The organism is Chitinophaga sp. RCC_12 (genome assembly GCF_041360695.1).
In the GTDB taxonomy this organism is placed as follows: domain Bacteria; phylum Bacteroidota; class Bacteroidia; order Chitinophagales; family Chitinophagaceae; genus Chitinophaga.
In genome coordinates this window covers 309,180-335,759 of sequence record NZ_JBFUPS010000010.1, presented here as the reverse complement: position 1 = coordinate 335,759, position 26,580 = coordinate 309,180, and the positions used below count along the sequence as shown (strand labels likewise).

The 26,580-nt window shown below is 47.0% G+C and carries 24 protein-coding genes; 13 read left to right on the top strand and 11 right to left on the bottom strand.

Annotated features, from left to right (window positions below):
- Nucleotides 1–6: 6 nt before the first annotated feature.
- From hemF to AB6805_RS26240, 7 genes are all read left to right on the top strand, one after another.
- Entirely contained in the window at nt 7–918 is a 912-nt protein-coding gene (hemF, locus tag AB6805_RS26270) for an oxygen-dependent coproporphyrinogen oxidase (RefSeq protein WP_370912428.1), read from the top strand.
- 45 nt (nt 919–963) lie between these two features.
- A complete protein-coding gene (gene hemB, locus AB6805_RS26265; protein WP_370912427.1) occupies nt 964–1,935 on the top strand; it encodes a porphobilinogen synthase in 972 nt (323 codons plus the stop codon).
- A gap of 37 nt (nt 1,936–1,972) precedes the next feature.
- A complete protein-coding gene (hemL, locus tag AB6805_RS26260; RefSeq protein WP_370912426.1) occupies nt 1,973–3,259 on the top strand; it encodes a glutamate-1-semialdehyde 2,1-aminomutase in 1,287 nt (428 codons plus the stop codon).
- 154 nt (nt 3,260–3,413) lie between these two features.
- Nucleotides 3,414–3,836 (top strand): hypothetical protein, encoded by a 423-nt coding sequence (locus tag AB6805_RS26255; protein WP_370912425.1) that lies wholly within the window; start codon nt 3,414–3,416, stop codon nt 3,834–3,836.
- A 138-nt stretch (nt 3,837–3,974) separates the two neighbouring features.
- On the top strand, nt 3,975–5,093 hold the full coding sequence (locus tag AB6805_RS26250; RefSeq protein ID WP_370912424.1) for an efflux RND transporter periplasmic adaptor subunit: 1,119 nt from the start codon (nt 3,975–3,977) through the stop codon (nt 5,091–5,093).
- 32 nt (nt 5,094–5,125) lie between these two features.
- Entirely contained in the window at nt 5,126–8,266 is a 3,141-nt protein-coding gene (locus AB6805_RS26245; RefSeq protein ID WP_370912423.1) for an efflux RND transporter permease subunit, read from the top strand.
- Complete coding sequence (locus tag AB6805_RS26240; RefSeq protein WP_370912422.1) at nt 8,259–9,689, top strand: TolC family protein; 1,431 nt, start codon at nt 8,259–8,261, stop codon at nt 9,687–9,689. Before AB6805_RS26245 ends, AB6805_RS26240 begins: the two co-directional genes overlap by 8 nt.
- Before the next feature lie 51 nt (nt 9,690–9,740).
- Here the strand turns inward: AB6805_RS26240 and AB6805_RS26235 are convergent, their stop codons facing one another.
- Genes AB6805_RS26235 through AB6805_RS26225 form a run of 3 tightly spaced genes read right to left on the bottom strand, consistent with a single transcriptional unit; the run spans nt 9,741 to nt 12,125 of the window.
- Complete coding sequence (locus AB6805_RS26235; protein WP_370912421.1) at nt 9,741–10,538, bottom strand: alpha/beta hydrolase-fold protein; 798 nt, start codon at nt 10,536–10,538, stop codon at nt 9,741–9,743.
- Between the two features lie 37 nt (nt 10,539–10,575).
- Complete coding sequence (locus tag AB6805_RS26230; protein WP_370912420.1) at nt 10,576–11,373, bottom strand: O-methyltransferase; 798 nt, start codon at nt 11,371–11,373, stop codon at nt 10,576–10,578.
- Nucleotides 11,374–11,387: 14 nt separating this feature from the next.
- The gene (locus tag AB6805_RS26225; RefSeq protein ID WP_370912419.1) at nt 11,388–12,125 is read right to left on the bottom strand and encodes a glycosyltransferase family 2 protein; all 738 of its coding nucleotides are present in this window, start codon (nt 12,123–12,125) and stop codon (nt 11,388–11,390) included.
- Nucleotides 12,126–12,312: 187 nt separating this feature from the next.
- Here AB6805_RS26225 and AB6805_RS26220 point away from each other — a divergent pair, with 187 nt between their 5' ends.
- Together AB6805_RS26220 and AB6805_RS26215 are read left to right on the top strand one after the other, a co-directional pair.
- Nucleotides 12,313–13,641, top strand: coding sequence for a hypothetical protein (locus AB6805_RS26220; RefSeq protein ID WP_370912418.1), 1,329 nt, complete (start codon nt 12,313–12,315; stop codon nt 13,639–13,641).
- Nucleotides 13,642–13,766: 125 nt separating this feature from the next.
- A complete protein-coding gene (locus AB6805_RS26215; RefSeq protein WP_370912417.1) occupies nt 13,767–14,711 on the top strand; it encodes a LysR substrate-binding domain-containing protein in 945 nt (314 codons plus the stop codon).
- A gap of 63 nt (nt 14,712–14,774) precedes the next feature.
- On the opposite strand, the gene AB6805_RS26210 is transcribed toward AB6805_RS26215, so the two are convergent.
- The 3 genes from AB6805_RS26210 to prmA form a co-directional block, all read right to left on the bottom strand.
- Nucleotides 14,775–15,578 (bottom strand): M48 family metallopeptidase, encoded by an 804-nt coding sequence (locus AB6805_RS26210; protein WP_370912416.1) that lies wholly within the window; start codon nt 15,576–15,578, stop codon nt 14,775–14,777.
- A gap of 106 nt (nt 15,579–15,684) precedes the next feature.
- The gene (gene plsY / locus AB6805_RS26205) at nt 15,685–16,326 is read right to left on the bottom strand and encodes a glycerol-3-phosphate 1-O-acyltransferase PlsY (protein WP_370912415.1); all 642 of its coding nucleotides are present in this window, start codon (nt 16,324–16,326) and stop codon (nt 15,685–15,687) included.
- A gap of 115 nt (nt 16,327–16,441) precedes the next feature.
- The gene (prmA, locus tag AB6805_RS26200; protein WP_370912414.1) at nt 16,442–17,269 is read right to left on the bottom strand and encodes a 50S ribosomal protein L11 methyltransferase; all 828 of its coding nucleotides are present in this window, start codon (nt 17,267–17,269) and stop codon (nt 16,442–16,444) included.
- Between the two features lie 121 nt (nt 17,270–17,390).
- Here prmA and AB6805_RS26195 point away from each other — a divergent pair, with 121 nt between their 5' ends.
- Complete coding sequence (locus AB6805_RS26195; RefSeq protein WP_370912413.1) at nt 17,391–17,960, top strand: hypothetical protein; 570 nt, start codon at nt 17,391–17,393, stop codon at nt 17,958–17,960.
- A 90-nt stretch (nt 17,961–18,050) separates the two neighbouring features.
- Here AB6805_RS26195 and AB6805_RS26190 read toward each other — a convergent pair whose 3' ends face one another.
- The 3 genes from AB6805_RS26190 to AB6805_RS26180 form a co-directional block, all read right to left on the bottom strand.
- Nucleotides 18,051–20,411 carry a polyribonucleotide nucleotidyltransferase gene (locus tag AB6805_RS26190; RefSeq protein WP_370912412.1) on the bottom strand — a complete coding sequence of 787 codons (2,361 nt, stop codon included), beginning with the start codon at nt 20,409–20,411 and terminating at the stop codon, nt 18,051–18,053.
- A 124-nt stretch (nt 20,412–20,535) separates the two neighbouring features.
- A complete protein-coding gene (rpsO, locus tag AB6805_RS26185) occupies nt 20,536–20,808 on the bottom strand; it encodes a 30S ribosomal protein S15 (RefSeq protein ID WP_079470431.1) in 273 nt (90 codons plus the stop codon).
- A gap of 149 nt (nt 20,809–20,957) precedes the next feature.
- Nucleotides 20,958–21,653, bottom strand: a complete 696-nt coding sequence (locus AB6805_RS26180; protein ID WP_370912411.1) for a cell division ATP-binding protein FtsE — start codon at nt 21,651–21,653, stop codon at nt 20,958–20,960.
- A gap of 153 nt (nt 21,654–21,806) precedes the next feature.
- On the opposite strand from AB6805_RS26180, the gene AB6805_RS26175 reads away from it, so the two are divergent.
- Entirely contained in the window at nt 21,807–22,172 is a 366-nt protein-coding gene (locus tag AB6805_RS26175; protein WP_079470433.1) for a BlaI/MecI/CopY family transcriptional regulator, read from the top strand.
- Nucleotides 22,173–22,174: 2 nt separating this feature from the next.
- Complete coding sequence (locus tag AB6805_RS26170) at nt 22,175–23,842, top strand: TonB family protein (RefSeq protein ID WP_370912410.1); 1,668 nt, start codon at nt 22,175–22,177, stop codon at nt 23,840–23,842.
- Nucleotides 23,843–24,059: 217 nt separating this feature from the next.
- On the opposite strand, the gene AB6805_RS26165 is transcribed toward AB6805_RS26170, so the two are convergent.
- Nucleotides 24,060–25,235, bottom strand: a complete 1,176-nt coding sequence (locus tag AB6805_RS26165) for an AIR synthase related protein (RefSeq protein ID WP_370912409.1) — start codon at nt 25,233–25,235, stop codon at nt 24,060–24,062.
- 137 nt (nt 25,236–25,372) lie between these two features.
- On the opposite strand from AB6805_RS26165, the gene AB6805_RS26160 reads away from it, so the two are divergent.
- Nucleotides 25,373–26,311 carry a bifunctional riboflavin kinase/FAD synthetase gene (locus AB6805_RS26160; RefSeq protein ID WP_370912408.1) on the top strand — a complete coding sequence of 313 codons (939 nt, stop codon included), beginning with the start codon at nt 25,373–25,375 and terminating at the stop codon, nt 26,309–26,311.
- Here AB6805_RS26160 and AB6805_RS26155 read toward each other — a convergent pair.
- Nucleotides 26,308–26,577, bottom strand: coding sequence for a hypothetical protein (locus AB6805_RS26155; RefSeq protein ID WP_370912407.1), 270 nt, complete (start codon nt 26,575–26,577; stop codon nt 26,308–26,310). The two genes, AB6805_RS26160 and AB6805_RS26155, sit on opposite strands and share 4 nt — an antisense overlap.
- Nucleotides 26,578–26,580 lie beyond the last annotated feature (3 nt).

Sequence of the window (26,580 nt, the reverse complement as noted above, 5' to 3'; positions counted from 1 at the left end):
TTAACCATGAGCATCAAAAATAACTTCATATCATTCATACATGGCCTGCAGGATGAAATCTGTGCTGCGCTGGAAAAAACAGACGGCAAAGCTACTTTCCTGGAAGACCGCTGGGAGCGTCCCGGCGGCGGCGGTGGTAAAACACGGGTGATTGCCAACGGGAATGTATTTGAAAAAGGCGGCGTAAATACTTCGGTCGTGCATGGCGAACTGCCGGAAGCAATGGCACAGCAATTCGGCGTTACCAACAGCCAGTTTATGGCATGTGGTATTTCGCTGGTGCTGCACCCGGTGAACCCTTTTGTACCCACCGTGCATGCGAACTTCCGCTATTTTGAATTGTATGACCAGGATGGAACACTGAAAGACAGCTGGTTTGGTGGTGGTGCGGATCTTACGCCCTATTACCTCAAGGAAGAAGACGGTATTCATTTCCACCGTACCTTTAAAGATGCCTGTGATCCTTTTGGAAAGGAATTGTATCCGGCATATAAAAAACACTGCGACGAATATTTTATCAATAAGCACCGTAACAACGAAGCGCGTGGAATAGGCGGTATCTTTTATGATTACCTCCGCCCCAACGCGGAAAGAACCGCAGAAGAACTCCTTAACTTCTCAAAAGCAAATGGACATGCCTTCCTCGAAGCATATCTTCCGCTGGTAGAGAAAACAAAAAATCTGCCTTATACCGATGCACATAAAAACTGGCAGGCGTATAGGCGCGGACGTTATGTAGAATTTAATCTTGTTCACGACAGGGGAACTTTGTTTGGGTTGAAAACAAACGGCCGTACAGAATCCATCCTGATGAGCTTACCACCGGTAGCCCGCTGGGAGTACGACTTTCATCCTGCACCCGGCAGCCCGGAAGCGCAGCTGGAAGAATACCTGAAGCCCAGGGAATGGGTAAAATAACAAGCAGGCAGACGACGATATAAAAACAATAAAATTTTTATAAAGATGATCAGAAGAAACAGAATTTTAAGAGTATCTCCCGCTATTCGTGCAATGGTGGCGGAAACAATTTTAACACCCAGCGATTTTATAGCGCCGTTATTTGTTACCGAAGGAGAAAATGTGAAGGACGCGATCAGCTCTATGCCGGGTTATTTCAGGTACTCCCTGGACCTTACTATTAAAGAAGCCAGGGAACTCTGGAGCCTGGGTATTAAAAGTGTATTGCTGTTTGTAAAAGCACCCGACAGCGTAAAAGATAATAAAGGCACCGAAGCAGTAAACCCCAACGGGTTGATGCAGCGCGCTATCCGCGGCATTAAAAACGCCATCCCCGAAATGGTGGTGATGACAGACGTTGCCCTGGATCCTTATTCTTCCTACGGCCACGATGGTATTGTGGAAGGAACAGAAATTGTAAATGATCCTACTGTAGAAGTACTGGCACGCATGAGCCTGAGCCATGCACAGGCAGGCGCCGACTTTGTAGCGCCCAGCGATATGATGGACGGCCGCATCTTGGCCATCCGCAATATCCTCGAAGAAAATGGCTTCGATAAAACGGGCATTATGGCTTACAGCGCTAAATACGCTTCCTGCTTCTACGGTCCTTTCCGTGATGCACTCGACTCTGCTCCGGGCTTCGGCGATAAGAAAACCTACCAGATGGATTACGCCAATTCCCGCGAAGCCATCCGGGAAACACTGATGGATATTGAAGAAGGCGCCGACATCGTAATGGTAAAACCTGCTATGGCTTACCTCGATATTATGCGCATTATTAAAGATCGTGTAACCGTACCAGTTAGCGCTTATCATGTAAGCGGCGAATACGCCATGATCAAAGCAGCTGCAGAAAGAGGCTGGCTGGATGAAAACAAGGCCATCATGGAATCTATGACCAGTATGAAACGCGCAGGCGCGGATCTGATCGCTACCTACTTTGCAAAGGATGCGGTAAAACTGCTGAATGCATAATTCCCTATCTTGCGTAAAATAATAAACCACGAAACAGATGTACAGTAAAAGTGAAATGTTATTCGGGAAAGCAAAGCAGGTAATTCCCGGCGGTGTTAACTCTCCCGTACGTGCATTTAAAAGTGTAGGCGGCACGCCCGTATTTATGGAACGCGCCAAGGGCGCCTATATGTACGATGTAGATGGCAACCGTTATATCGACTACATCAATTCCTGGGGCCCGATGATCCTCGGCCACGCATATGAGCCGGTAGTAAAGGCGATACAGGAATACGCCACCTACTCCACATCTTTCGGCGCGCCTACAGAACTGGAAACAAAGATCGCAGAACTGATTACAGGCATGGTGCCTAATATCGATATGATACGCATGGTAAACTCCGGTACGGAAGCCTGCATGACAGCCATCAGGCTGGCAAGGGGTTATACCGGCCGTAATAAGTTTATCAAGTTTGAAGGTTGCTACCACGGTCACGCAGATGCGTTCCTGGTAAGCGCCGGCAGTGGCGTAGCTACCCTGGGCATTCAATCTGTGCCGGGCGTTACTACTGCAGTAGCAGAAGACACGCTTACTGCCCCGTATAATAATTTACCTGCAGTAGAACAATTGATTGCCGATAACATCAACCAGATTGCCGCTGTTATCATTGAACCGGTAGCCGGCAACATGGGCTGTATCCTTCCACAACCGGGCTTCCTGGAAGGGCTCCGCCAGCTTTGCGATGCCAACAACATCCTGCTCATCTTTGATGAAGTAATGACAGGATTCCGTTTGGCCCGTGGCGGCGCACAGGAATTACTGGGCATCAGGGCCGACCTCGTAACTTTTGGTAAAATCATTGGCGCCGGTATGCCGGTAGGTGCAGTGGCCGGTCCGAAAGAAATCATGGAACATCTTGCCCCCGCCGGAAAAGTATACCAGGCAGGCACATTAAGCGGTAATCCGATTGCAATGATTGCCGGTTATACACTATTGCAAACGCTGAATGATAACCCTGTTATATACCAGCAACTGGAAGATAAAGCCAGCTACCTGGTGAATGGATTAAAAGAAGCATTTGGCGCTGCCGGCATTGTGCATAGCATCAACCAGATGGGATCAATGCTGAGTGCGCATTTCACGGAGTATCCAATTGTGGATTTCACCGCCGCCTCTGCCGCCAACAACGAATTATTCAAACGTTTCTTCCATGCCATGCTGGAGCGTGGTATTTATTTGCCGCCTTCCGCTTTCGAAAGCTGGTTTATGAGTAATGCACTCACTACCGAAGACCTGGATGAAACCATTGCTGCTGCTAAATCTGCCATGCAGGCAATAAAATAGTTAACAATTCAATCCTGTGCAGAGTGGAAAGGGCTGTCTCTATAAAACGAGACGGCCCTTTATTTTTAAAACAGCTTTACCATCTATCAAAAAATAATCCCTTTACAATAAACTAATCTTCAAATAAACTAAAAACTATTAATTTTGCGGTTTAATGAATGATCGTACGCACATATTAACACGTTGGACCCTCGTCTGCTTCCTGCTGTGCTTACAGCTGGCAACAGCCGTCGTGCCCTCGTTTGCGGCACATCGTCATTATTTCCTGTTACCTGATCTTCACAAACAACAGGTAGAGCAGGACAGGCTATTAAGTCTTGTTAATAAAATCCCGGTACACCTCGAAGCAGATGATGATAGTGGTGAAATATGGCACATCACCAAGCATCGCCGTAAAACGCGGTGGTACCTTTCAGCTGCAGCACCGCAGGTAAGTACTGCTACCCGCATTGTATATCTTGATGCAGACAATACTGCATACAGTCTTATTCCTGAAAATAAAACCGGCGAGTATGGCAGCCAGAAATCCTTCCGGCCCGCCTACTATTCCTTTCTCTTCCGGTTCACGCCCTTTTGAATATCAACACACTTTTCATTGTAATCATTTTTAATTTTTATTTGGGAGATGCCTGCCTTTTCTGCTACCATAGCGGACAGCCTCCTGATGTGTTGTATTCACCTATTCCGGTTATGCCGGGATCAATATCTTATTGCTATGCGTCAATATACAGGGATTTTAACATCGCTGATCGCTCTTTTCATGGCTGGTTGCGCCACCAAAGGAGAAAGCACCAACAAAGAGGATCTGAAAGTTTTACCAGTTACCACACTGGTAACAAAAGATACAGTACTGCACCGTTCCTATGTAACAGATATCCAGGCAGTACAAAATGTGGAAATACGCGCCCGTGTCAACGGCTTTCTTGATAAAATATTTATTGACGAAGGACAGGAAGTAAAAAAAGGACAACTACTTTTCGGGATCAACGATGCGGAATACCGGGCTGAACTGGCTAAGGCAAAAGCCGTTCTCAGCAGCGTGGTAGCAGAAAGCAAGGCAGCCGCACTGGAACTGGACCGCGTAAAACTACTGGTAGATAAAAAAGTAGTAGCGCCTTCCGAACTGGAAGTAGCCAGTGCCAAGCTCGCCGCAGCCCAGGCAAAAATAGAAGAAGCCCGCTCTGCCGCCGCCAATGCGGAAATGCGGCTGTCTTACACCAGCATCCGCGCCCCTTTTGATGGTATTATCGACCGTATCCCTTTAAAGAAAGGAAGCCTCATCAGTGAAGGCACACTGCTTACTACGGTATCGGATACACGCGAAATTTATGCTTACTTCAACGTATCGGAAACAGAATATCTTCAGTATAATAAAGCGCTGGCCAAAGGCGACAACAGTTACCGCCAGGTAGCGCTGGTACTGGCTGATGGCACCGATTATCATCATCCCGGTAAAATAGAAACCATAGAAGGTGAATTTGAAGAAAACACCGGCTCCATTGCCTTCCGTGCCCGGTTCCCCAATCCTTCCAAGCTGCTGAAACACGGCGCCAGCGGTAAAGTTCGTCTTACCACTGAAATAGACAGCGCAGTGATCATCCCGCAAAAAGCAGTATTCGAAATGCAGGACAAAAACTATGTGTTCGTGGTAGATGGCAGCAACAAAGTGAAAATGAGAAACTTCATTCCGCAGGCCCGTTTTGCACATTTTTATATTGTTCAGTCCGGACTTCAGCCCGGAGAACGTATTGTGTGCGAAGGTGTACGCAACATCCGCGATGGTATCCGGATTTCACCACGCGGCGTTGCCATGGATAGTTTACTCAGTTTATAATCACACAGCTTTTGAGCTGAAATCACGGAACAATGTTTGAAACTTTTATAAAAAGACCAGTGCTATCACTGGTCATATCGCTTATTATCACACTGGTAGGCCTGCTTGCGCTATTCACCTTGCCGGTCACCCAGTTCCCCGATATTGTGCCGCCTTCGGTAACGGTAACGGCTAAATATACCGGCGCCAACGCTGAAGTATCCGCAAAGGCAGTGTCTACACCGCTGGAAAGGGCCATCAACGGGGTACCGGGTATGACGTATATGTCGTCTGTATCCAGTAACGACGGGATCACCGTGATACAGGTATTCTTCCAGGTAGGTACCGACCCCGACCAGGCCGCTGTTAACGTGCAAAACCGCGTGGCCACTATTATTGATGAACTACCGGAAGAAGTAATCAAGGCCGGCGTCACCACGGAAAAAGAAGTGAACAGCATGCTGTTATACCTCAACGTAATGAGTGAGGACACTACCCTGGACGAACAGTTTATCTACAACTTTGCCGACATCAACGTACTACAGGAATTAAAACGTATCGATGGTGTGGGCCGTGCGGAAATCATGGGCGCCAAGGAATACGCCATGCGCGTATGGCTGAAACCTGATCGCATGCTGGCTTACAACGTATCTGCTGATGAAGTGATCCAGGCAATCCGCAAACAGAATATTGAAGCAGCGCCCGGTAAAACCGGCGAAAGCTCCGATAAAAATGCGATGATGCTGCAATATGTATTGCGCTATACCGGTAAATTTTTTGAGCCGGAACAATATCAGCAAATTGTGCTGCGGGCAGGCCAGGATGGCTCCGTGCTGCATCTCAAAGATGTGGCCGATGTGGAATTTGGTTCGCTTACCTACAGCATGGTTTCCAAAACGGATGGCAAGCCTTCTGCTTCCATCATGCTCAAACAGCGCCCCGGTTCCAATGCACGTGAAGTAATTAACAATGTGAAGGCAAAAATGGAAGAAATGAAGAATTCCTCGTTTCCTCCGGGCATGACCTTCAACTTCAACTACGATGTATCCCGCTTCCTCGACGCCTCTATCCATGAGGTGGTGAGAACTTTGTTTGAAGCATTCCTGCTGGTATTTATCGTGGTATTTATTTTCCTGCAGGACTTCCGCTCCACCCTCATCCCGGCGCTTGCAGTACCGGTAGCGCTGATTGGTACGCTGGCGTTTATGCAGATGATGGGCTTCTCCATTAACCTGCTCACGCTGTTTGCATTGGTGCTGGCTATCGGTATCGTGGTAGACAATGCCATTGTGGTGGTGGAAGCCGTTCACGTGAAAATGAGCGAGAAACACCTGCCTCCGATGGAAGCCACGCTGGCCGCTATGAAAGAGATCAGCGGAGCGCTGGTGGCGATTACCCTCGTTATGTCCGCTGTGTTTATACCGGTAGCATTTTTGTCCGGCCCGGTGGGCGTATTCTACCGGCAGTTCTCCCTCACACTGGCCATTTCTATTGTGATTTCAGGTATCAACGCAGTAACGTTAACGCCTGCACTCTGTGCCATCATGCTCAGAGATACACATGGCAAACCCCGCAAAAAGAGCCTGCTGCAGCGCTTCTTTAACGGTTTCAACAAAGGCTATAATGCTACCGAAAATAAATATGCGAAGCTTGTCAGCTTCATCGCCGGCAGGAGATTGATCACGCTGGCCTGCCTGGTATTTTTCTTCGCCGCTACCTGGGGTGTTAGCGCCATCCTGCCTTCCGGGTTTATTCCTACGGAAGATCAGGGCATGATCTATGTAAACGTGACCACTCCCCCGGGCGCAACAGTGGAACGTACCGAAGCCATACTGGACCAGGTGCAGGCCATTGCCGCTGAACTGGGAGAAGTGGAATCTGTATCTACCCTTGCGGGATACAGCCTGGTAAACGAAGTAGCCGGCGCCTCTTATGGTATGGGCATGGTGAACCTGAAACCCTGGGACGACCGCAAAGCATCTGTGCAGGATATCATTGAAATATTACAAAAGAAAACAGCCGGTATTGCAGATGCCAGCATAGAATTTTTCCCGCCGCCTACCGTTCCCGGATTCGGTAACTCCAGCGGGTTTGAACTGCGGCTGCTCGATCGCAGCGGCACCGGCGATCTCCGGCAAACGGCGCAGGTCACCAACCAGTTCATCGACGCACTGAAAAAACGCCCGGAAATAGGCAGCGCCTTCACCAGTTTTGATGCGGAATTCCCCCAGTACCTGATCCACGTAGACCAGGCGATGGCGGCGAAAAAAGGCGTGAGTATTGAAAATGCCATGAGCAACCTTCAAACACTGATGGGCAGCTTCTATGCGTCCAACTTCATCCGCTTCGGGCAAATGTATAAGGTAATGGTGCAGGCAGATCCTTCCTACCGCACCAAACCCGAAGACCTGCTGCGCCTCTATGTAAAAAACGACCGCGGCGAAATGGTGTCCTATTCCGACTTCGTAAAACTGGAACGTGTATACGGACCGGAACAACTGACACGCTATAACATGTACACCGCCGCCATGATCAATGGCGACGCCAAACCAGGATTCAGCAGCAGCCAGGCCATTGCCGCCGTACAGGAAGTAGCCGCCAAAGAGCTGCCCAGGGGGTATAGCTACGAATGGAGTGGTATGACGAGAGAGCAGATCCTTTCCGGTAACCAGGCCTTCTACATTTTCATCATCGTGCTGGTGTTTGTATACCTGTTGCTCGCCGCCCAATACGAAAGTTTCCTGCTGCCGCTGCCGGTATTGCTGTCATTACCGGCCGGTATTTTCGGCGCATTCCTTTCCCTGAAGTTACTGGGCCTGGAAAACAATATCTACGCACAGGTAGCATTGGTAATGCTGATAGGTTTACTTGGTAAAAACGCGATTCTCATCGTGGAATTTGCGATCCTGAAAAACAAACACGGGGCTACCATCCTGGCCGCTGCTAAAGAAGGCGCCGTATCCAGGCTGCGCCCTATTCTCATGACGTCTTTCGCTTTCATTGCCGGGTTAATACCCTTGTGTATTGCCTCCGGCGCAGGCGCTATGGGTAACCGTTCCATTGGTACCGCCGCCGCCGGCGGCATGCTCATCGGAACCATTTTCGGTGTACTGATCATACCCGGATTATATGTGCTGTTTGCATCCATGATCAGGAAAAAAACCGTTGAATTAAAAGATTACACCAATGAATAAACGAATATATCAATACGCGCTATATGCTGCGATGGCCACTGCAACAGTGGCCTGCAGCACACAAAAAGAACTGGCACTGCCGGAACGTATAAGCGTTCCCGTTGTATCAGGCAATAGCAGCGATACCATTTCACTGCACAATTTTGCGCAGGTGTTCAATGATCCGAACTTGCGAAGCCTTATTGATACCGCATTGCGTAACAACTACGACCTGCTCTCCGCCGCACAGCGTGTAGCTACGGCGCAGGCCAACCTGATGATGGCTAAAAATGCCTGGCTGCCATCGCTGAACCTGGCCTTGTCGGCCGGTGTGGATAAGTATGCGGATTACACGCTCAATGGCGTTGGTAATTTCGATACCAACCTGTCGCCCAATATCAGCAAAGACCAACGCATTCCCAGCCCGACGCCTGAATATTTTGCCGGCCTGAGAAGCAGCTGGGAGATAGATCTCTGGGGAAAACTGAAAAGTCAGCGCCAGGCCACTTATGCACGCTTTCTCAGCAGTGAACAGGGACGTCGCCTGCTCACCACGCAAATAGTGGCAGGCGTTACCGGGCTGTATTACGAGCTCACTGCGATGGACAACGAGCTGGCTATTATACAACGCAATATTAAATTGCAGGAAACGGCAGTAGCCACCGTGCATATTCAGAAAGCCGGTGGACGTGCCACCGAGCTGGCAGTACAACAATTCACCGCCCAGTTGCTGAGCACACAGGCGCTGGAATATGGCGTAAAACAGGAAATCGCCTCCCTGGAAAACCAGCTCAACGCACTGCTGGGAAGGCTGCCACAGCCAATTGTACGCAGCACGGTAAAAGATGCGCAGGCATTGCCTGAGGCGATTAAAAAAGGGATACCCGCCAGCCTGTTATTGCAACGCCCGGATATACAGCGTGCAGAACTGGAACTGGCTGCTACAAAAGCAGATGTAAAAGCTGCGCGTGCGGCCTTCTTACCCGGACTTACCATCACACCGTATGCGGGCTTTAATGCTTTCAAAGCAGGACTGTTGTTCCAGTCGCCCTCGTCTATCGCATGGGGCGCTGTGGGCAATTTAACCGCCCCCATCTTCAATAAAAAACAGATACAGGCACAATACAATATCAGTACCGCCAATGCCTGGACGGCATTCTACGAATACCAGCAGGCGATTGTAAATGGCTACCAGGAAGTAGCTTCCGCCTTAAATAAAGTGGAAAACCAGCAGGAAGCCTATGCACTGAAAAGCAAGGAAGTACTGGTATTGCAGGAGGCCGTGTCTACAGCTAACATTCTTTTTACAACCGGGTATGCCAATTACCTGGAAGTGATTACTGCACAGAAGAGTGTACTGGAAGCGGAGCTGGCGCTGGTTACTACGCGCCGGAATGTGTACCAGGGAATGGTATCGTTGTATCGTGCGCTGGGAGGCAATTAATTTTTTTTTAAACACAGCGGATCGCTTTACGAGGCGATCCGCTGTATATTTTTATTTTTTACGGTGCTGAAACAACCACGGCATTACACCTGGTTCCACGAACATATTATCCCAGCTATTGTGCCCCACGCCGGGGTATTCCGTATACTTTTCTTCTGCACCAAGCGCTTTCAGTTTGGCATCGTACGCCCTGGAGGCTTCTACCGGCACTACTTTATCATCGCCGCCATGAAAGATCCACACCGGTACTTTTTTTGCAAACCTGTCTGCCGCCGCTACGTTGCCGGCGCCACAGATAGGGAATGCAGCTGCAAAGATATCGGGACGTTTGGTGATTTCATAGAAGGTGCCCATTCCACCCAGCGATAAACCTCCGATGTACACCCGTTTGGTATCCACTTTTCCGCCGGCGAGCAAACTATCCACCAACTGGTTGAGTAAAGCGGTGGGCGGTGTAGGATCGCCATCCAGCGGAAAATCTGCCTGGATTACCTTACCGGTGCTGTCGCGCACAAATTTCATGGGCGCCCAGGTTTGATTGGCAGGGCATTGCGGGAAAACAACGAATGCCGGGTAATTGGCGCGGATGGTATCACGCAGGAACATGGCGCCGCCATGCAGCAGCTGCGCGTTATTATCACTGCCCCTCTCACCGGCCCCATGCAGGAAAACGATCAGCGGATATTTCTTATGACGGTTATAGTTGGCTGGCAGCAGCAGGCGGTAGCGGAGGGTATCACCCTTACGGATAAACGATTCCCTGCTGTACTGGGAAAGACTATCCTGTGCAGCGGCTACCAGGCTACCGGTGAGCGCGCAGGCCAGGAAGAATAATTTAAGGTAACGCATAACGGGGTATTTTTATTCCCAATATACTACGGCAAAGTCAGTATTTCAGGGTGAAATGCTGCTTGACTTTAAAATCTTTCCGGAAAAATACCAGCCCGATAAAAAAGAGGTCGATGGTCATGGTTACCTGCGGATGTTCCTGTATCGTATGCCAGGCGGCTTCCATATCAGGCGTCCAGTGGATATCGTCGAAGATAAAAACAGAGTATTCATCCGCAAACTGCAGGCACTGCTCAAAATAAGCCAGCGTGGGTTCCTTGCGGTGGTTGCCATCGATATACACCCAATCAGGCAACTGCATTTGTTTTAACACATCCGGTAACACGGTATCAAAATTTCCGGTTACCTGCGTGATGTTTTTGATATGAAGCGCTTCGAAATTTTTGGCGGCCCTGGCTGCTATATTCGGGCATCCCTCAATGGTATAAATGCGGGCATGCGGTGCGGCCTTTGCCATATACGCTGTAGAAAGCCCCATAGAAGTGCCCAGTTCAAGGATGCGGGCTGGCTGGAGGTATTGTATCAACCGGTAGAAGAATTGCCCGAATTTAGGCTGTTTTGCCGCGTAGCGGGTAATATCCCTTACACGGCGTTCATTACCGGCCGATATCAGCGACCCGGCGCCCAGGTCGGTTACCTGGAGCGTTTCATTACTTTGCAGCAACTGTTTGCGCAACTGTTCTATTTCCCGGAAAGCCGGCTGCTGCTTTTTATCCAGCAACACATCCTCAATCAGTGAAAATACAAAGGGAGAATGTACGTCGTGACGATTGCCTGAAGTAAAATAATACTTCAGGTATTTTCCGGCTAAATTATACTGTTGCGCTAAACCCACTGCTAAATTATTTTTTAATAGATCTTTCCTTTTACGATGCCCCACATATGCAAACGATGCTGCAGCGATACTCTCAAAACACCCAACCCGTAAATGGCGCTGCGTTTGAAATTGATACTGGAGGCCTCGTCGAAGTATTTGGTAGGACAGGTAATTTCTGCAATATCGTATCCTTTCATAAATATCTGCGAAACCATTTCATTATCAAATACAAAATCGTCGTTATCAGCCATGTAGTTGATGTTACGCAATACTTCCGATGAAAAAGTCCGGTAGCCGGTGTGATATTCACTCAGCTTCTGACCAATCAGGATGTTTTGTGTCAATGTTAAGAAACGATTAAATATGTATTTGTACATCGGCATGCCCCCTTTCAGGGCGCCTTTTCCCAGAATCCTGGACCCGAAAACCACCGGGTACACCTCATTGGCAATAATACTGCACATCGCAGTAATGAGCTTTGGCGTATACTGATAATCGGGATGCAGCATCACCACAATATCAGCTCCCAGGTCCAGTGCTTTGTTGTAGCATGACTTCTGATTACCGCCATAACCCTTGTTGTTGTCGTGGCGTATCAGGTGCTGAATCCCCAGCCGCTTGCCGACTTCAAGGGTATCGTCTCTGCTGGCATCATCTACCAGCACTACATCATCAACTATGTCAAAAGGGATTTCCCGGAATGTTTTTTCCAGCGTAAGTGCTGCGTTGTAGGCCGGTAATACAACCACTATCTTTTTGTTATTAAGCATGAAAGTGGATCAAATTTGGCAGCAAAGGTAACTCACCTGCTGATAATTCAAAATATATCCGGAAAATGCATTCCGGACACCACCTATCATGATTTAATTTTAACTGTTATTAATTATTTATCTTTGCCTGATGATGTTTTTGGCATCATATTTTCTTAAATTTTTGTTAACAAAAAGCAAAAACAATATGTTAAAACACCTACCAACGGAAATGAGGCACGATAAACGCTTGACCAGCAAGCCCGATGAGTCATTACCGTTAGTACACCTGGCTCAAAAATTCCTGACGACCAGATGGATTAAAGTGCTACCAGCCCCTCTTGTTTTACTTTTTACTTTCCAGACAGCTTACGCACAGGACCCGGAACTGAAAAGCACCACGTCTCCTGTCATCAAAACCCAGGATACCACTATCCGCAAACTGCTGGAAGATGTACAACGGATCACCGACAATGACAAACAAAACTCTACCGCTATACAGGCCCTATTACAGGGAAAGGAAATAGATAATATCACGAAGTACGAGCTGATAAAAAATAATATCATCAACGCCAGTGAAACGTATTATCTGCTGAATAAAAAAATTATCGATCTGAAGTCGCGTACTACGACCAATAACCTCGATGTTTTCATCACCTCCCTGAATAACCCGGAAAGTAAAGCGCTGGGCTTTTCTTTGAGCGACCGCATTGTAGAGCTGGTGGAAAAGATCATCCTGAAAAATAAAGGAGATAAAGGAGAGAAGAATTCTAAAATTGTAGAGTCTACCAAATCCATCATCAACAGTCCTATTTTCCAGAGCTTTACCTCCCTCACTCCTCCGCTGGCGATTGCCAACTCAGTAATGAACTTTCTGCACAGTGTGAGTGTGAATAACAAACAGATTAACCAGAAGTCATTACAGGATTTCGAAAAAGAGCTGAACAAATATGTAGTGTATTACACCGCATTGAATGATGCCAACCAGAAATTTGAATATGGCCTGAACTTCAATAAAGACCAGCTAAGCCTTTTACAGGATAACCTGTTTGATCATCTTTCGTTTACCGCCACTTCCCTTAAATTTCCTGCTCCGCAGAAAGGGAATCAGGGTTTGAGCCAAACGATGAATGAATACTTTTTTGATTTTAAGAAAGAAAAGGTAGTTGATTACTTCGCTAAACTGGAAGAGAAATATACCAAAGGCAAACGGATCGATTATGAATCCCTGCTGCGCGAAAACTCTTCCCTGAAAGAAGTAAACAACCAGCTGGAAGACCTGGTTTTGCAAACCAAGCGATTCGAAAATCTTTACAACGAATATTTCACGCTGCTGGATTCTTACTATACCAAAGTAAACAACTCGCTGAAAATAGCCCAGGATAATGGATTGGCAGATAAAAGCATCATCGATGCCAAACAGGCGGAATTCAGGAACCTGAAAACAGAAGCAGTAGGAGAAATCCAGGCGTCTATCAATATCAGGGAACTGTATAGCAATACAGAAAAAATCAAGTACCGTTACAGGATATTCTAGTTAAACATATTACTATAAAAGCAACAGGTGGTAGTGAAGGATTTCACTACCACCTGTTGCTTTTATAGGTTTTAACGTCTTCCTATAGATTTTATTTATACCTTTGCTGCACAATCTTAGAGGAAATGACGACAGTTCAATTGGAGTACATTGTTGCGGTAGATACCTACAGAAGTTTTGTACTGGCAGCAGAGAAGTGCTTTGTAACCCAGCCAACGCTGAGCATGCAGATTCAGAAGCTGGAAGATGAGTTAGGCATTAAACTGTTTGATCGCAGCAAATTACCGGTAGTCCCTACTGAAATAGGTATATCCGTGGTTGCCCAGGCCAGGATCATCATTAAGGAAAATGCACGCATCCGTGAAATTATAGCAGACCAGAAAAAGGAAGTACAAGGCAATCTGAAAGTAGGCATCATTCCTACACTCGCGCCTTACCTGCTTCCCCGTATCCTCACCGGGTTCATGAAAAAATATCCGAAGGTGCGCCTGGAAATATGGGAATATCCTACCGAGCAAATTATGCAGCAACTGAAACAGGAGCTGCTGGATTGTGGTTTGCTGGCCACTCCCCTGCATAACCCGCACCTGGAAGAACATCCTTTATTTTATGAGTCCTTTGTGGTGTACACCGCTAAAAGCAATCCTTTATACGAGAAAAAAATCGTGAAAACAGACGAGCTGGATATCAAAGATGTGTGGCTGCTCAATGAAGGGCATTGCATGCGTAACCAGGTGTTGAATATCTGCAAAGATAAATTTACCATGGGCGATAATAAGAACCTGGAATACAATACCGGCAGTGTGGAAACGCTGAAAAGAATGGTAGACCTCAATGAAGGTTATACAATTTTGCCGGAGCTGTCGTTACAGGACCTCTCCTCCCGGCAGCTGAACATGGTACGCTATTTCAAGGCGCCGGAACCGGTCAGGGAAATCAGCCTGGTAACACACCGTCACTTTATTAAACAGGCGCTGATAGAAGCCTTTAAGAAAGAGATCCTGGCACATGTGCCGGAGAAGATGAAGGTGCAGAAAAATAAGAAGGTAATTGAGATTATAACAGAATAAGGGAAGATATAAAGAAAACGGGCTGGTAATGATACATTACCAGCCCGTTGCTTTTTAAAGACCTTATGCTTTCGCCGGTGTATAATACTTCATTGCTTCCGGCATCAGCTGTTGTAATTTTTGTACGCGGGTAGCGTCGCTGGGGTGTGTGCTCAGGAGCTCAGGTGGTTTCTGACCTTTACTCATACTGGCCATGCGTTGCCAGAAAGGAATGGATTCCTGCGGATTGTAACCGGCCATCGCCATGAATATTACTCCCAGGTGATCGGCTTCCAGCTCATTACCACGGGAGAAGGCGAGTGTACCTAAGTTGCCGCCTACGCCAAATGCCTGGTTAAAGAGGTTTACCGCAGTAGGGTTCTTGTTCAGCGCTACAGCGCCGGCAACCTGGATACCCTGCATTACCAGTCCCTGGCTCATACGTTCGTTACCATGGCGTGCAATGGCATGTGCTATTTCATGTCCCATTACACAGGCCAGGGCAGTTTCATTCTGGGTTACGGGCAGCAAACCTGTATACACCACTACTTTACCGCCGGGCATACACCAGGCATTTACTTCTTTGTTATCTACCAGGTTAAATTCCCATTTATAGCTGGATATTTCACCCCCCATATTATTCTGGTTCATGTACCTGGTAACAGCCGACGCAATGCGCTGCCCCACTCTTTTCACCATCTCAGCGTCTTTGCTGGTAGTTTGCGCCACTACTTTGTTTTCAGACAAAAATGATTGGTATTGTTGCACAGCCATTGATTGCATGGTGCTTTCAGGAACGAGGTTCAGCTGACTACGCCCGGTGATGGGTACACGCGAACAGGCCGCCAATGCGAGGCTTGCAGTAAAGAATAAAACATACTTTTTCATGGGAGCATCAATTTAAATATGCGAAAACGCAAAAAGCAAAAAGCAAAAAGCATGCACATTTTTATGGCTGTCGCTTTTTGCTTCCTGCTTTAATATATAACTATAACTAGTTCTTCTCTTTTCTGTTCTTGAATAGCGGAACTTTACTTTCCACACCTTTCAACAACCGCGTGATATTCTTCTGGTGGGTTAACACCACCATTAAAGCTACAGCAATAGCAAATATGCGATAAAAGATTTCTGGTTCATTGAAGATATAGAGGATCAGGATCGGGAAAGCGATACTGGCAATAATAGAACTGAGAGAAACGTATCTCGTTAAGAAAAGGATCATTAAAAATACACCCACACAGCATAAAGCTACCAACGGCTGAATGGCAAGCACCAGTCCGAACAGGGTAGCAATTCCTTTACCGCCCTTGAAGTTTGCCCAGATAGGGAATATATGTCCTACCACTGCAGCGAGCCCCAGACCGATCTGGAGGTTCACTAGCTGAGTAAGATGTTCAGGATCAAGATAATAAGGAGCCAGATAAGCTAAACGTACTGCTAACACACCTTTCAGCATGTCTACTACCATTACAAAAGTACCCGCTTTAGGCCCCAGCACCCGGAATGTATTGGTGGCGCCGGCATTGCCGCTGCCATACTCCCGGATATCCATACCAAAAACGCCTTTACTCACCCAAACAGCTGTAGGAACAGATCCTATCAGATAAGCACAAAAAAGCAATAAAATTTCTATCATCACTACAAGTTAGGAATGCTAAGATAACAAATTCTGTGTTAAAATAGAGAGAATATTAGAAAAGATTATAACACAAAAGTTGGATTATCAACGCTATTTATATGTAAGTTTTAATCTATTTTGAGTCCGGTACAGAAAATTGGAGCGCCAGCCAGTTGTCTTTTTCGATCCTCTCCTCGGGGATAAATCCTTCTGAAACCGCGGCCGCTGCAATGTTTTCTTCATCCGTAGGTAAGATGCCGCTCAATAGTAATTTGCCCCCCGGCACTAACAAATGCCCCATATCTCCCATAAATTTCAGTAAAATGTTATAGTTGATATTTGCCAGCAATATATCATATTTTCCGGTAATTGCCTCAAGGTTGTCCGCCTGCCATACTTTTACCTTGCTCATGCCGTTGGCAGCAATGTTCTCCAGCGTATTATTCACAGACCATTCGTCGTAGTCAATCGCATCCGCCGTATCAGCCCCCATCATCTCCGCCAGGATAGCGAGGATACCGGTTCCGGTACCAAAATCAAATACCTTTTTTCCCTTAAAATCCAGCGGCTCCATGAGCTTTATCATAGAGGCCGTGGTAGCATGATGCCCCGTACCAAAGGCCATCTTAGGCGTAATAATAATTTCATATGCGGGCTGCGGATCAAATGGCGGGTGAAACTCCGCCCGGATACCACAAAAATTATCTACCTGCACCGGTTGGAAATTGCTTTCCCACAGGGCATTCCAGTTCACCGGTAAAATCGTTTCTTTTGTATAGGTTACCCCGTAGGCTTCCAATTGCTGCTGCAATGCGGCCTCGTCAAAGTCGGTGGCAGGAATATAAGCAATCAGCGTATCCGGCTGCTCCTCAAACCCTTCATATTTCAGCTCAGATAATTGGGCAATCAGCAGGTCTGTTTGTGCGGCACCGGCCCGCATGGTAATAGCAATGTAAGACATAGGCCGCAAATATAGCCATTAGCTGCTAGCTTTCAGCGTTTTGACATAGCAGCCGAGGCTAAAATTATCACTCAATATTAAAAATTGTTATATTTGATTAATAAATCATATCATATATCCTATGAAAGCACTGTTCCTCCTGCTCACCGGCGTGGCGTTGTCCCTGTCGGGAATGGCCCAGGTAATTAAAGTACGGCCACCTGAACCTATTACCGATTCCATCATTTACCAGACTGAAAATGTAACATTGATCTTTGACCGGAAACATCTCACAGAATACATGACGGGTATGGATTCCACCCTGCGCAACAGCAAATACAGTAACAAGGTATTTAACAGCGTGCAGTTTGCACACCTGAATGCCATAGATATGGGCAACCATTTCCGCAAGGCTTATTGCTACCTGGAGGACACTGCCAACAAGGACTTCAGCTACAGTACCGGTAAAATGAATATGTTGTGGGCAGAGGATGGCGGTATTATGCTCCCCTACGTGGAAGAAATTATGCCGGACCTGCTGGCCGGCGGGGAAGTACGGGTGATAGACAGGAGTACCAAAGCACTACAACCTGCTTACAAGATGATTGCCGAACCGGTGGATGGTAATAATTACCGGGTGTTTCGCCTGAACAGCGGCCGTGAAATTTTCAGGGAAAGCACTTTCCGCGTCGAGCAACTGACCAGGAGATAAACTACCTGATCATTAAAATAAGAAAGCAGCCACCGGGGTGACTGCTTTCTTTTGTATTTAATTCCAGTTATCTGCTAGCTATAACAGCGCCTATTCGGCATCAAAGGTAGGCTCCTGAGGTTTATCAGGACCGGCGTTGTAATTACCGCCACCACGGTTACCGTCGCGGTTGAAATCACGTCTCTCGCCGCCACCGCGTCTGTCATCACCGCCACGTCTGTCGTCACGGGGACCACGTCTGTCGCCACGATCACCGCCGCGGTCTCCACGATCTCCACGATCACGGAAGTCGCCTCTGTCGCCACGCTCGTCACGTTCTGGTCTTTCCACATAACCTTCCGGTTTAGGCATGAGCACTTTGCGGCTCAGCTTAAACTTACCGGTTTTAGGATCGGTACCAGTCAGTTTTACTTTTACTTTTTCGCCTTCTGTCAGCACACCTTCCATTGTTTCCAGGCGTTTCCAGGAAACTTCAGAGATATGGAGCAAGCCTTGTTTACCAGGCATAAACTCAACGAAAGCACCGTAAGGCATGATGGATTTTACAACGGATTCATATACTTCACCTACTTCAGGTATTGCAATGATTCCTTTCACCCATGCAACTGCTTTATCGAGACTTTCTTTCTGAGCGGAGAAGATACTTACTTCGCCGGTTTCACCAACTTCTTCGATGTTGATGGTAGTACCGGTTTCGCGTTGGATCTCCTGTATAATTTTACCACCGGGTCCGATAACAGCGCCGATAAATTCACGGTCGATGATGATCTTCTCCATGCGTGGTGCATGTGGTTTTGGTTCAGGACGTGCAGCCGGCATTACTTCGTACATGGCTTCCACGATATGCAGGCGGCCTTTCCTGGCCTGAGCCAGTGCAGAGCGCATTACATCCATGCTTAAACCATCTACTTTGATATCCATCTGGATACCCACAATACCATCGCGGGTACCGGTTACTTTAAAGTCCATGTCACCCAGGTGATCTTCATCACCGAGGATGTCGGTTAATACTGCCCATTTACCATCGGAAGCGCGGGAGATAAGACCCATTGCCACACCGGAAACGTGTTTAGGCAGGGGCACACCAGCGTCCATCAGTGCCAGTGAACCGGCACATACGGTAGCCATGGACGAAGAACCATTTGATTCGAGGATATCAGAAACCACCCTTACTGTGTAAGCGTAGTCGCTGCCTGGCATCATTTGCTTCAGGGAGCGCATGGCCAGGTTACCATGTCCTACTTCACGACGGCCGGGACCGCGCATCATTTTCACTTCACCTGTAGAGAATGGAGGGAAATTGTAGTGCAGGATAAATTTGGAATAATTGGAAACGGCTGCACTTTCGATCAGCAGTTCATCTTCCGGAGTACCCAGTGTAACGGTAGTCAGCGACTGTGTTTCACCACGGGTAAACAGGGCGGAACCGTGAGGAGAAGGCAGGATATCTGCTTCCATTGCCAGCGGACGAACCTGATCCAGTGCACGGCCATCCAGACGAACGGATTCATCCAGGATCATGTTGCGGATCACTTCCTTTTCCAGGTCATGCAGATATTCTTTTACCAGCGGCTGGTCTTCTTCCGGTAATTCACCCAGGTGTTCTTTCAGTTCAGTGCCGATGGCAGCAAACGCATCGCTGCGATCGTGCTTGGCAGAAGCTGACTTGGCTACCTGGTAAATTTTATCTTTTGCAAAAGCTTCAATTTTCGCTTTCAGTTCTTCGTTCTGATGAGGTTGTGCGTATTCACGTTTGCCGGTTACACCTTTCAGGTCACGCAGTTCTTCCTGTGCTTTAACCTGCACCTTGATCGCAGCGTGTGCTGCTTCAATAGCGAGGATCAGGTCTTCTTCCTGGCACTCTTTACTTTCACCTTCCACCATCATGATGTTCTTATCGGTAGCACCGATGATGAAGTCCATGTCGGCTTTAGCCAGTTCAGTACGGTTAGGGTTGATCACGAATTTACCATCTATGCGCGCTACGCGGCATTCGGAAATAATTTCCTGGATGGGAACGTCGGATACAGCCAGTGCAGCAGATGCAGCCAGACAGGCCAGTGCATCAGGCATTACTTCGGGATCAGATGAAATCAGGGACACCAGTACCTGTACTTCACATAAATAATTATCGGGGAACAGGGGACGCAGAGCGCGGTCAATCAAACGGGAAATAAGTACCTCGGAATCAGACAACCGGCCTTCACGCTTGAAAAAAGAACCAGGGATACGGCCGGCGGATGCAAACTTTTCCTGGTAATCAACTGTAAGGGGGAAGAAAGACTGGCCTGGTTTGGGTTCTTTATTTGCTACCACGGTGGCCAGCAATATTGAATTCCCTAAACGCACCGTAACGGCACCGTCAGCCTGACGGGCCAACTTGCCGGTTTCGATGGTCACCATACGACCGTCTCCTATATCGAATTTCACTGAAATAGGTGTCAGATTCATAATAAAGTGAGGATTAAAAATAAAATTATTCTTTTTTGATCGCTAAAGAATAACAAAAGGTATACATACAAAAAAACTATTCCCAACCATATAAGTTGGGAATAGCGCTATAATTAAGTCATGGTTATTTCCTGATACCTAACTTCTCAATGAGGGCACGGTAGCCTGTGAGGTTGGTTTTAGATAAATAGGAAAGCAAACGCTTTCTCTGGCCAACCATCTTCATCAAACCACGGTGGGTAGAAAAATCTTTTTTGTTTTGTTTCAGGTGACCGGAAATGCTGTTGATACGCTCAGTCAGCAGTGCGATTTGTGCTTCCACAGAGCCTGTATTTTTTTCGCTTCCACCAAATTCCTTAAAAATATTGGCTTTCTTTTCAACAGTTAAGTAAGACATCTTTAAAAATAATAAGTAATAATAATGTTTTTTGTCGCTATTTTTCCGGTGCAAAGGTAATTTAAAAAATAGGAATTACCAATTAACGGGAAATTTAATAATAAATGAAGGATAATGTATATCCGTAACATTTTCTTTCTCAACAACTCCTAAGAAGAAAAATTCACAGCTGCATTATCCGTTACATGCCCGTTTTCTGTACGCAATACTCTCGACGGGAATTTCTGTAATACTATGTAATCGTGTGTGGCCATCACTATGGCGGTTCCTTCACGGCAAATACGGAACAACAGCTGCATAATACCATCGGAAGTTTCCGGATCCAGGTTACCAGTGGGCTCATCCGCCAGGATCAGTTTTGGCGAATTCAGCATAGCACGGGCAATATCCACACGCTGCTGCTCTCCTCCCGATAACTCATACGGCATCTTAAAACCTTTGGTACCCAATCCCACTTTTTCCAGTACATCGTTGATCTTATTCTCCATTTCCTTAGGATCCTGCCAACCGGTAGCCCGGAGCGCAAATTTCAGGTTATCATGCACGTTGCGGTCGGTTAATAACTGAAAATCCTGGAATACCACACCCAGATTCCGGCGAAGATACGGCACTTTTTTCCAATCCATCTTCTTTAGATCAAAACCAACTACCTGTCCCGTGCCATCATTTAAAGGTAAATCTCCATACAATGTCTTTAACAAACTGGATTTCCCGGTACCGGTTTTACCAATGAGATACACAAATTCACCCTTGTTCACCGTGATATTCACATCAGCTAATATCAATGAATGGCCCTGGTATATACTGGCGTTTGTTAATTGTATGATAGGTTGTTCAGGCGTCATGTCCTTTCTGTTTTTTACGGTCTGTGCGGACAAAAATAACTAATTAAAAAATAACTCGTTGTGATAATATGTCAAATATCCATCTCTCTGAAACTAAAAAAATAGTTGTCAAACTAAACTATTAGTTATAACTTGGTTTTACAAACGAGATATATGAAACAACTCACCAAAGCAGAAGAACAGATCATGCAGGCACTCTGGGAAACCGGCCCCGCCTTCGTGAAAGATATCATAGAAGTAATGCCCGAACCCAAACCGCATTACAATACGGTGTCCACCCTTGTGAAAATACTGATTGAAAAAGGGTTCGTCGACTTTAAAGCTTACGGTAAATCACATCAGTATTTTGCCCTTGTAACCAAAGATGCTTACAGCCACAAAACAGTTAACAATATCGTGAAAGGCTATTTCGACGGCTCCTTCAGCAACATGGTTTCTTTTTTTGTGAAAGAAAAAGAACTGAGCATCGCTGAACTGGAGAAACTGGTACAAAAAATTAAAGCAGCCCAAAAACCTTAACCATGACAGTTCTGCTCACCTATCTCTCCAAAGTGATCATCTGTTCAGCCGTTTTATATGGCTACTACTATATTGCCCTGCGTAATAACCGTTTCCACCAATGGAACCGGTACTACCTGGTACTCATCACCCTGGTTTCCCTGCTCACCCCCCTCCTGCAGATTCCACTGCCAGGCCAGGCCGCCGAAACTTCCACGGTGCTGTCTTATACAACACGCATTGTGAACATCCGCGAAACCGTAATACCGGCCAACCCGGGGATCAGTTCCGGCATGGTGCTCAACATCCTGTACATCGTGGTGATAGCCTTGCTGCTGACACGAACGCTGATCAGTCTTTTCAGGATTAAAAACCTCATCCGCCGCAGCCAGGTGCAGGAAATTCCTCCTTACCGGTTTGTAAAGAACAAGGACATCAAAGCCCCTTTTTCTTTCTTTCGCTATATTTTCTGGGATCAACAAACATCATTGAATTCGCCCGAAGGGCAACAGATATTTAAACATGAACTGGTACACCTGCAGGAGAAACACAGTACGGATAAACTATTCATGGAACTGGTTACCGCGGTATGCTGGATCAACCCCTTCTTTCACCTGATAAAAAGGGAACTGGCACTGGTACATGAATTCCTGGCCGACAAAAAAGCAGCCGGGGAAGAAATAGCCGGCTACGCGCAAACCATCCTCCAGATGGCCTTTCAAAGCAAACAATTCAGTATTACAAACGACTTTTTTCATCCGCCAATAAAAAGAAGAATCCTTATGCTGACACAATTCCACACTCCCAGATTCAGTTACCTGCGACGCATCATGGTATTGCCGCTGGCTACCTTCATTTTTTGCTCCCTTGCATTTGTGGCCGATAAGCGTCCGTCCGCCATTCCGGCGCTTACCACCACTGTTGCTGCTATTCCTTCGGCCACCATCGCAGTGGATACCACACCGGTTAAAAAGGTAACTACCAGGAAAGACAACGTTTATACTTCGGTAGACCAGCCTCCCACTTTCCAGGGCGGAGAAGAAGCACTTGCAAAATATCTTTCCAAAAACACCCGGTATCCTAAAGCCGCACAGGAAAAAAACATTTCAGGTACGGTGTACGTAAATTATGTGGTAGACGAGGAAGGTAATATCACAGATGTTCGTACGGTGGGAAAAAATCCAGGCTTTGGTCTTGCTGAAGAAGCCATGCGCGTAGTAAAAGGAATGCCGCAATGGATACCCGGCAGACATCAGGGCAGGGCTGTTTCCGTACAGTTTAACCTGCCTATCCGCTTTATGCTGGATGCTGGCAAACAGACACCGAAAACCGGCGATCATACCGTCAACTTCCCGCCACCTAATGATAAAGAAGTATTCACCTTTGTAGAACAACCTCCGAAATTCCCTGGCGGTGAAGATGCCCTCGGACGGTATCTTAGTAAAAATATCCGTTATCCCGAACAGGCACAGAAAGCGAATGTAAGCGGTACCACCTTTGTGCAGTTTATTGTAAATGCAGATGGCACCATCCGTGACGTGACAACAATAGGGGCAAAGAAAGGTTACGGCCTGGAAGATGAAGCGGTAAGGGTAGTGAAAGCCATGCCGAGATGGAAACCGGGTATGCAAAATGAACGCCAGGTGGCGGTGCAGTTTAATCTTCCTATCAGGTTTAGCCTGCAAAACTAACACAACTATAAATAATCAATAAGAAAAGGCCACGGTGTAAAACCGTGGCCTTTTCTTATACCGTTTATCATCCTCAGCTCGGAATTACTTCAGGGGTACTTCGCCAATGCCTCATACCTGGGTATACCATGGATCATCCATGGACTCTTCATGCACTTCTCATGGACTCCTGATGCACTATCCATGCACTCTCCATGCACTCCCTATACACTATGACCTAATATTCAAAGGTTCCAGCCGGCGCTTTCACGGTTACTTTCTTCTCTTCTGCAGCTTCTACCCTGCCTATAATCTGTGCATCGATATTAAAACTTTTGGAAATGCTGATAATATCAGCTGCTATTACTTCCGGCACATACAGTTCCATTCTGTGCCCCATGTTAAACACCTGGTACATTTCTTTCCAGGGAGTACCGGACTGCTCCTGGATAAGACTGAACAACGGAGGTACCGGGAACAGGTTGTCTTTGATCACATGCAGTTTCTCAATGAAATGCAGCACTTTGGTTTGAGCGCCACCGCTGCAATGTACCATTCCGTGGATCTGCGGCCGGAATTGCTCCAGCACTTTTTTGATCACGGGGGCATAGGTACGGGTGGGGGATAATACCAGTTTACCTGCATCCACCGCGCCAAAGCCAGGAATATCTATTTTATCTGTCAGCGATTTTTTGCCGCTGAACACGAGTTCATAAGGAATATTGGGATCAAAGCTTTCGGGGAATTTTTCCGCTATCGCTTTGCTGAATACATCATGACGCGCGCTGGTGAGGCCATTGCTGCCCATACCACCATTGTATTCCGTTTCGTAAGTGGCTTGTCCGTAGGATGCCAGTCCTACCACCACATCGCCTGCCTGGATCCGGTCGTTGGAGATCACATCTTCGCGTTTCATGCGGCAGGTGACAGTAGAATCCACGATGATGGTGCGTACGAGGTCGCCCACATCAGCGGTTTCTCCACCGGTGGAGTAAATGCTGATACCGTGGTTCCGCAGTTCTGCCAGGATTTCTTCCGTGCCATTGATGATGGCGGCAATTACTTCACCCGGCAGCAATTGTTTGTTGCGGCCAATAGTGGAAGAAAGAAGGATATTGTCTGTAGCGCCCACACAAAGCAGGTCGTCCATGTTCATGATAATCGCGTCCTGGGCGATGCCTTTCCAGACACCCAGATCACCGGTTTCTTTCCAATAAATATAAGCCAGGGAAGATTTGGTGCCGGCGCCGTCTGCATGCATAATATTGCAATAAGCTTCGTCGCCTCCTAAAATATCAGGTACAATTTTGCAGAATGCCTTCGGGAAAAGGCCCTTGTCAATGTTTTTAATGGCATTATGCACATCTTCCTTGCCTGCTGAAACACCGCGTTTGGCGTAAATATTATTATCCACCGGGAAATAAATAAATATGTAAATAAAAAGTAAACTAAATAAAGATGCTCTTCAGGCTGCAAAAGTAACAGATTCCATGCAGAATGCCCGCCGAATGTGTTAGATTTGCACGGCGATTTTGATAGTTATTGATTTATATGCAGGTTCACAGGGACTTAGACCATTTACCGGAATTCCGTAATGCTGTTATCACGATAGGCACTTTCGACGGAGTACATGCAGGCCACCGCTTCATTATTGAGCAATTGGAGCAGGCTGCCAACACCTGCGGCGGAGAAACCGTGATCATTACCTTTGATCCGCATCCGCGGGAGGTATTACAACCCAAACCGAATAATATCCGGCTGCTGACTACCCTGCCTGAAAAAATTGCTTTGCTGGAGCGTGCCGGCATTCATCACCTGGTAGTAGTGCCTTTTACCAAAGAATTTTCTGAGATGCCTGCCCGCAGTTACCTGGAAGACTTCCTGGTAGCGCGCTTCAGGCCGCACACCATTATTATAGGCTACGACCACCGGTTTGGCCATAACCGGGAAGGCGGACTGGAACTGCTCGAAGCAGAGCAGCAGCAGTATGGCTTTACCCTGATCGAAATTCCGCAGCAGGTAGTACATGATCTTACGGTAAGTTCTACCAAAATCCGCAAAAGCCTGCAGGAAGGCGATATCCGGCTGGCCAATGAATTGCTGGATTACACCTATTTTTTAACCGGCACCGTAGTGCATGGCGATAAAATGGGCCGGCAGCTGGGTTATCCCACCGCTAATCTGCACCTCACCGACGAAAGAAAGCTGATTCCGGCTGAAGGTATTTACGCCGTAAACGCACAGCTTAGCGGCCGCAGCGAATTATTACCCGCCGTGATGAGCATCGGCTTCCGCCCTACTTTTAATGGCACCGATCTGCGTTTGGAAGTACACATCTTTGATTTTCATGAAGATATTTACGGACAGGAATTAACGGTTCATTTTGTAGCATACATCCGCTCCAACCTGAAATTTGACAATATAGATGCGCTGATAGTACAAATGGATAAGGATTCTGCGCAGGCAAAGGAGATACTGGCGAAGATTTAGAATTCTTCTCCCAGGAGTTCCGTCTTTTGCTCGTCCTTTTTGGGGGGCTTCATTAAACGAACCCCACGCCACAGAAAAAAGGCCGACGCGATTACATAAAAACACATGATCATAGCCGTATTGGTGCTCATGCTAAGATCCAACCCGATCGCTCCACGATGAACAGTAATGATGTTCATCAGCACGATTAAAGCGCAGCAGCTACTTAAAACGAAACACAGCAGGCCAAACAGCAATCTGAATATCTTCTTTACCCCAATAGCCATAAA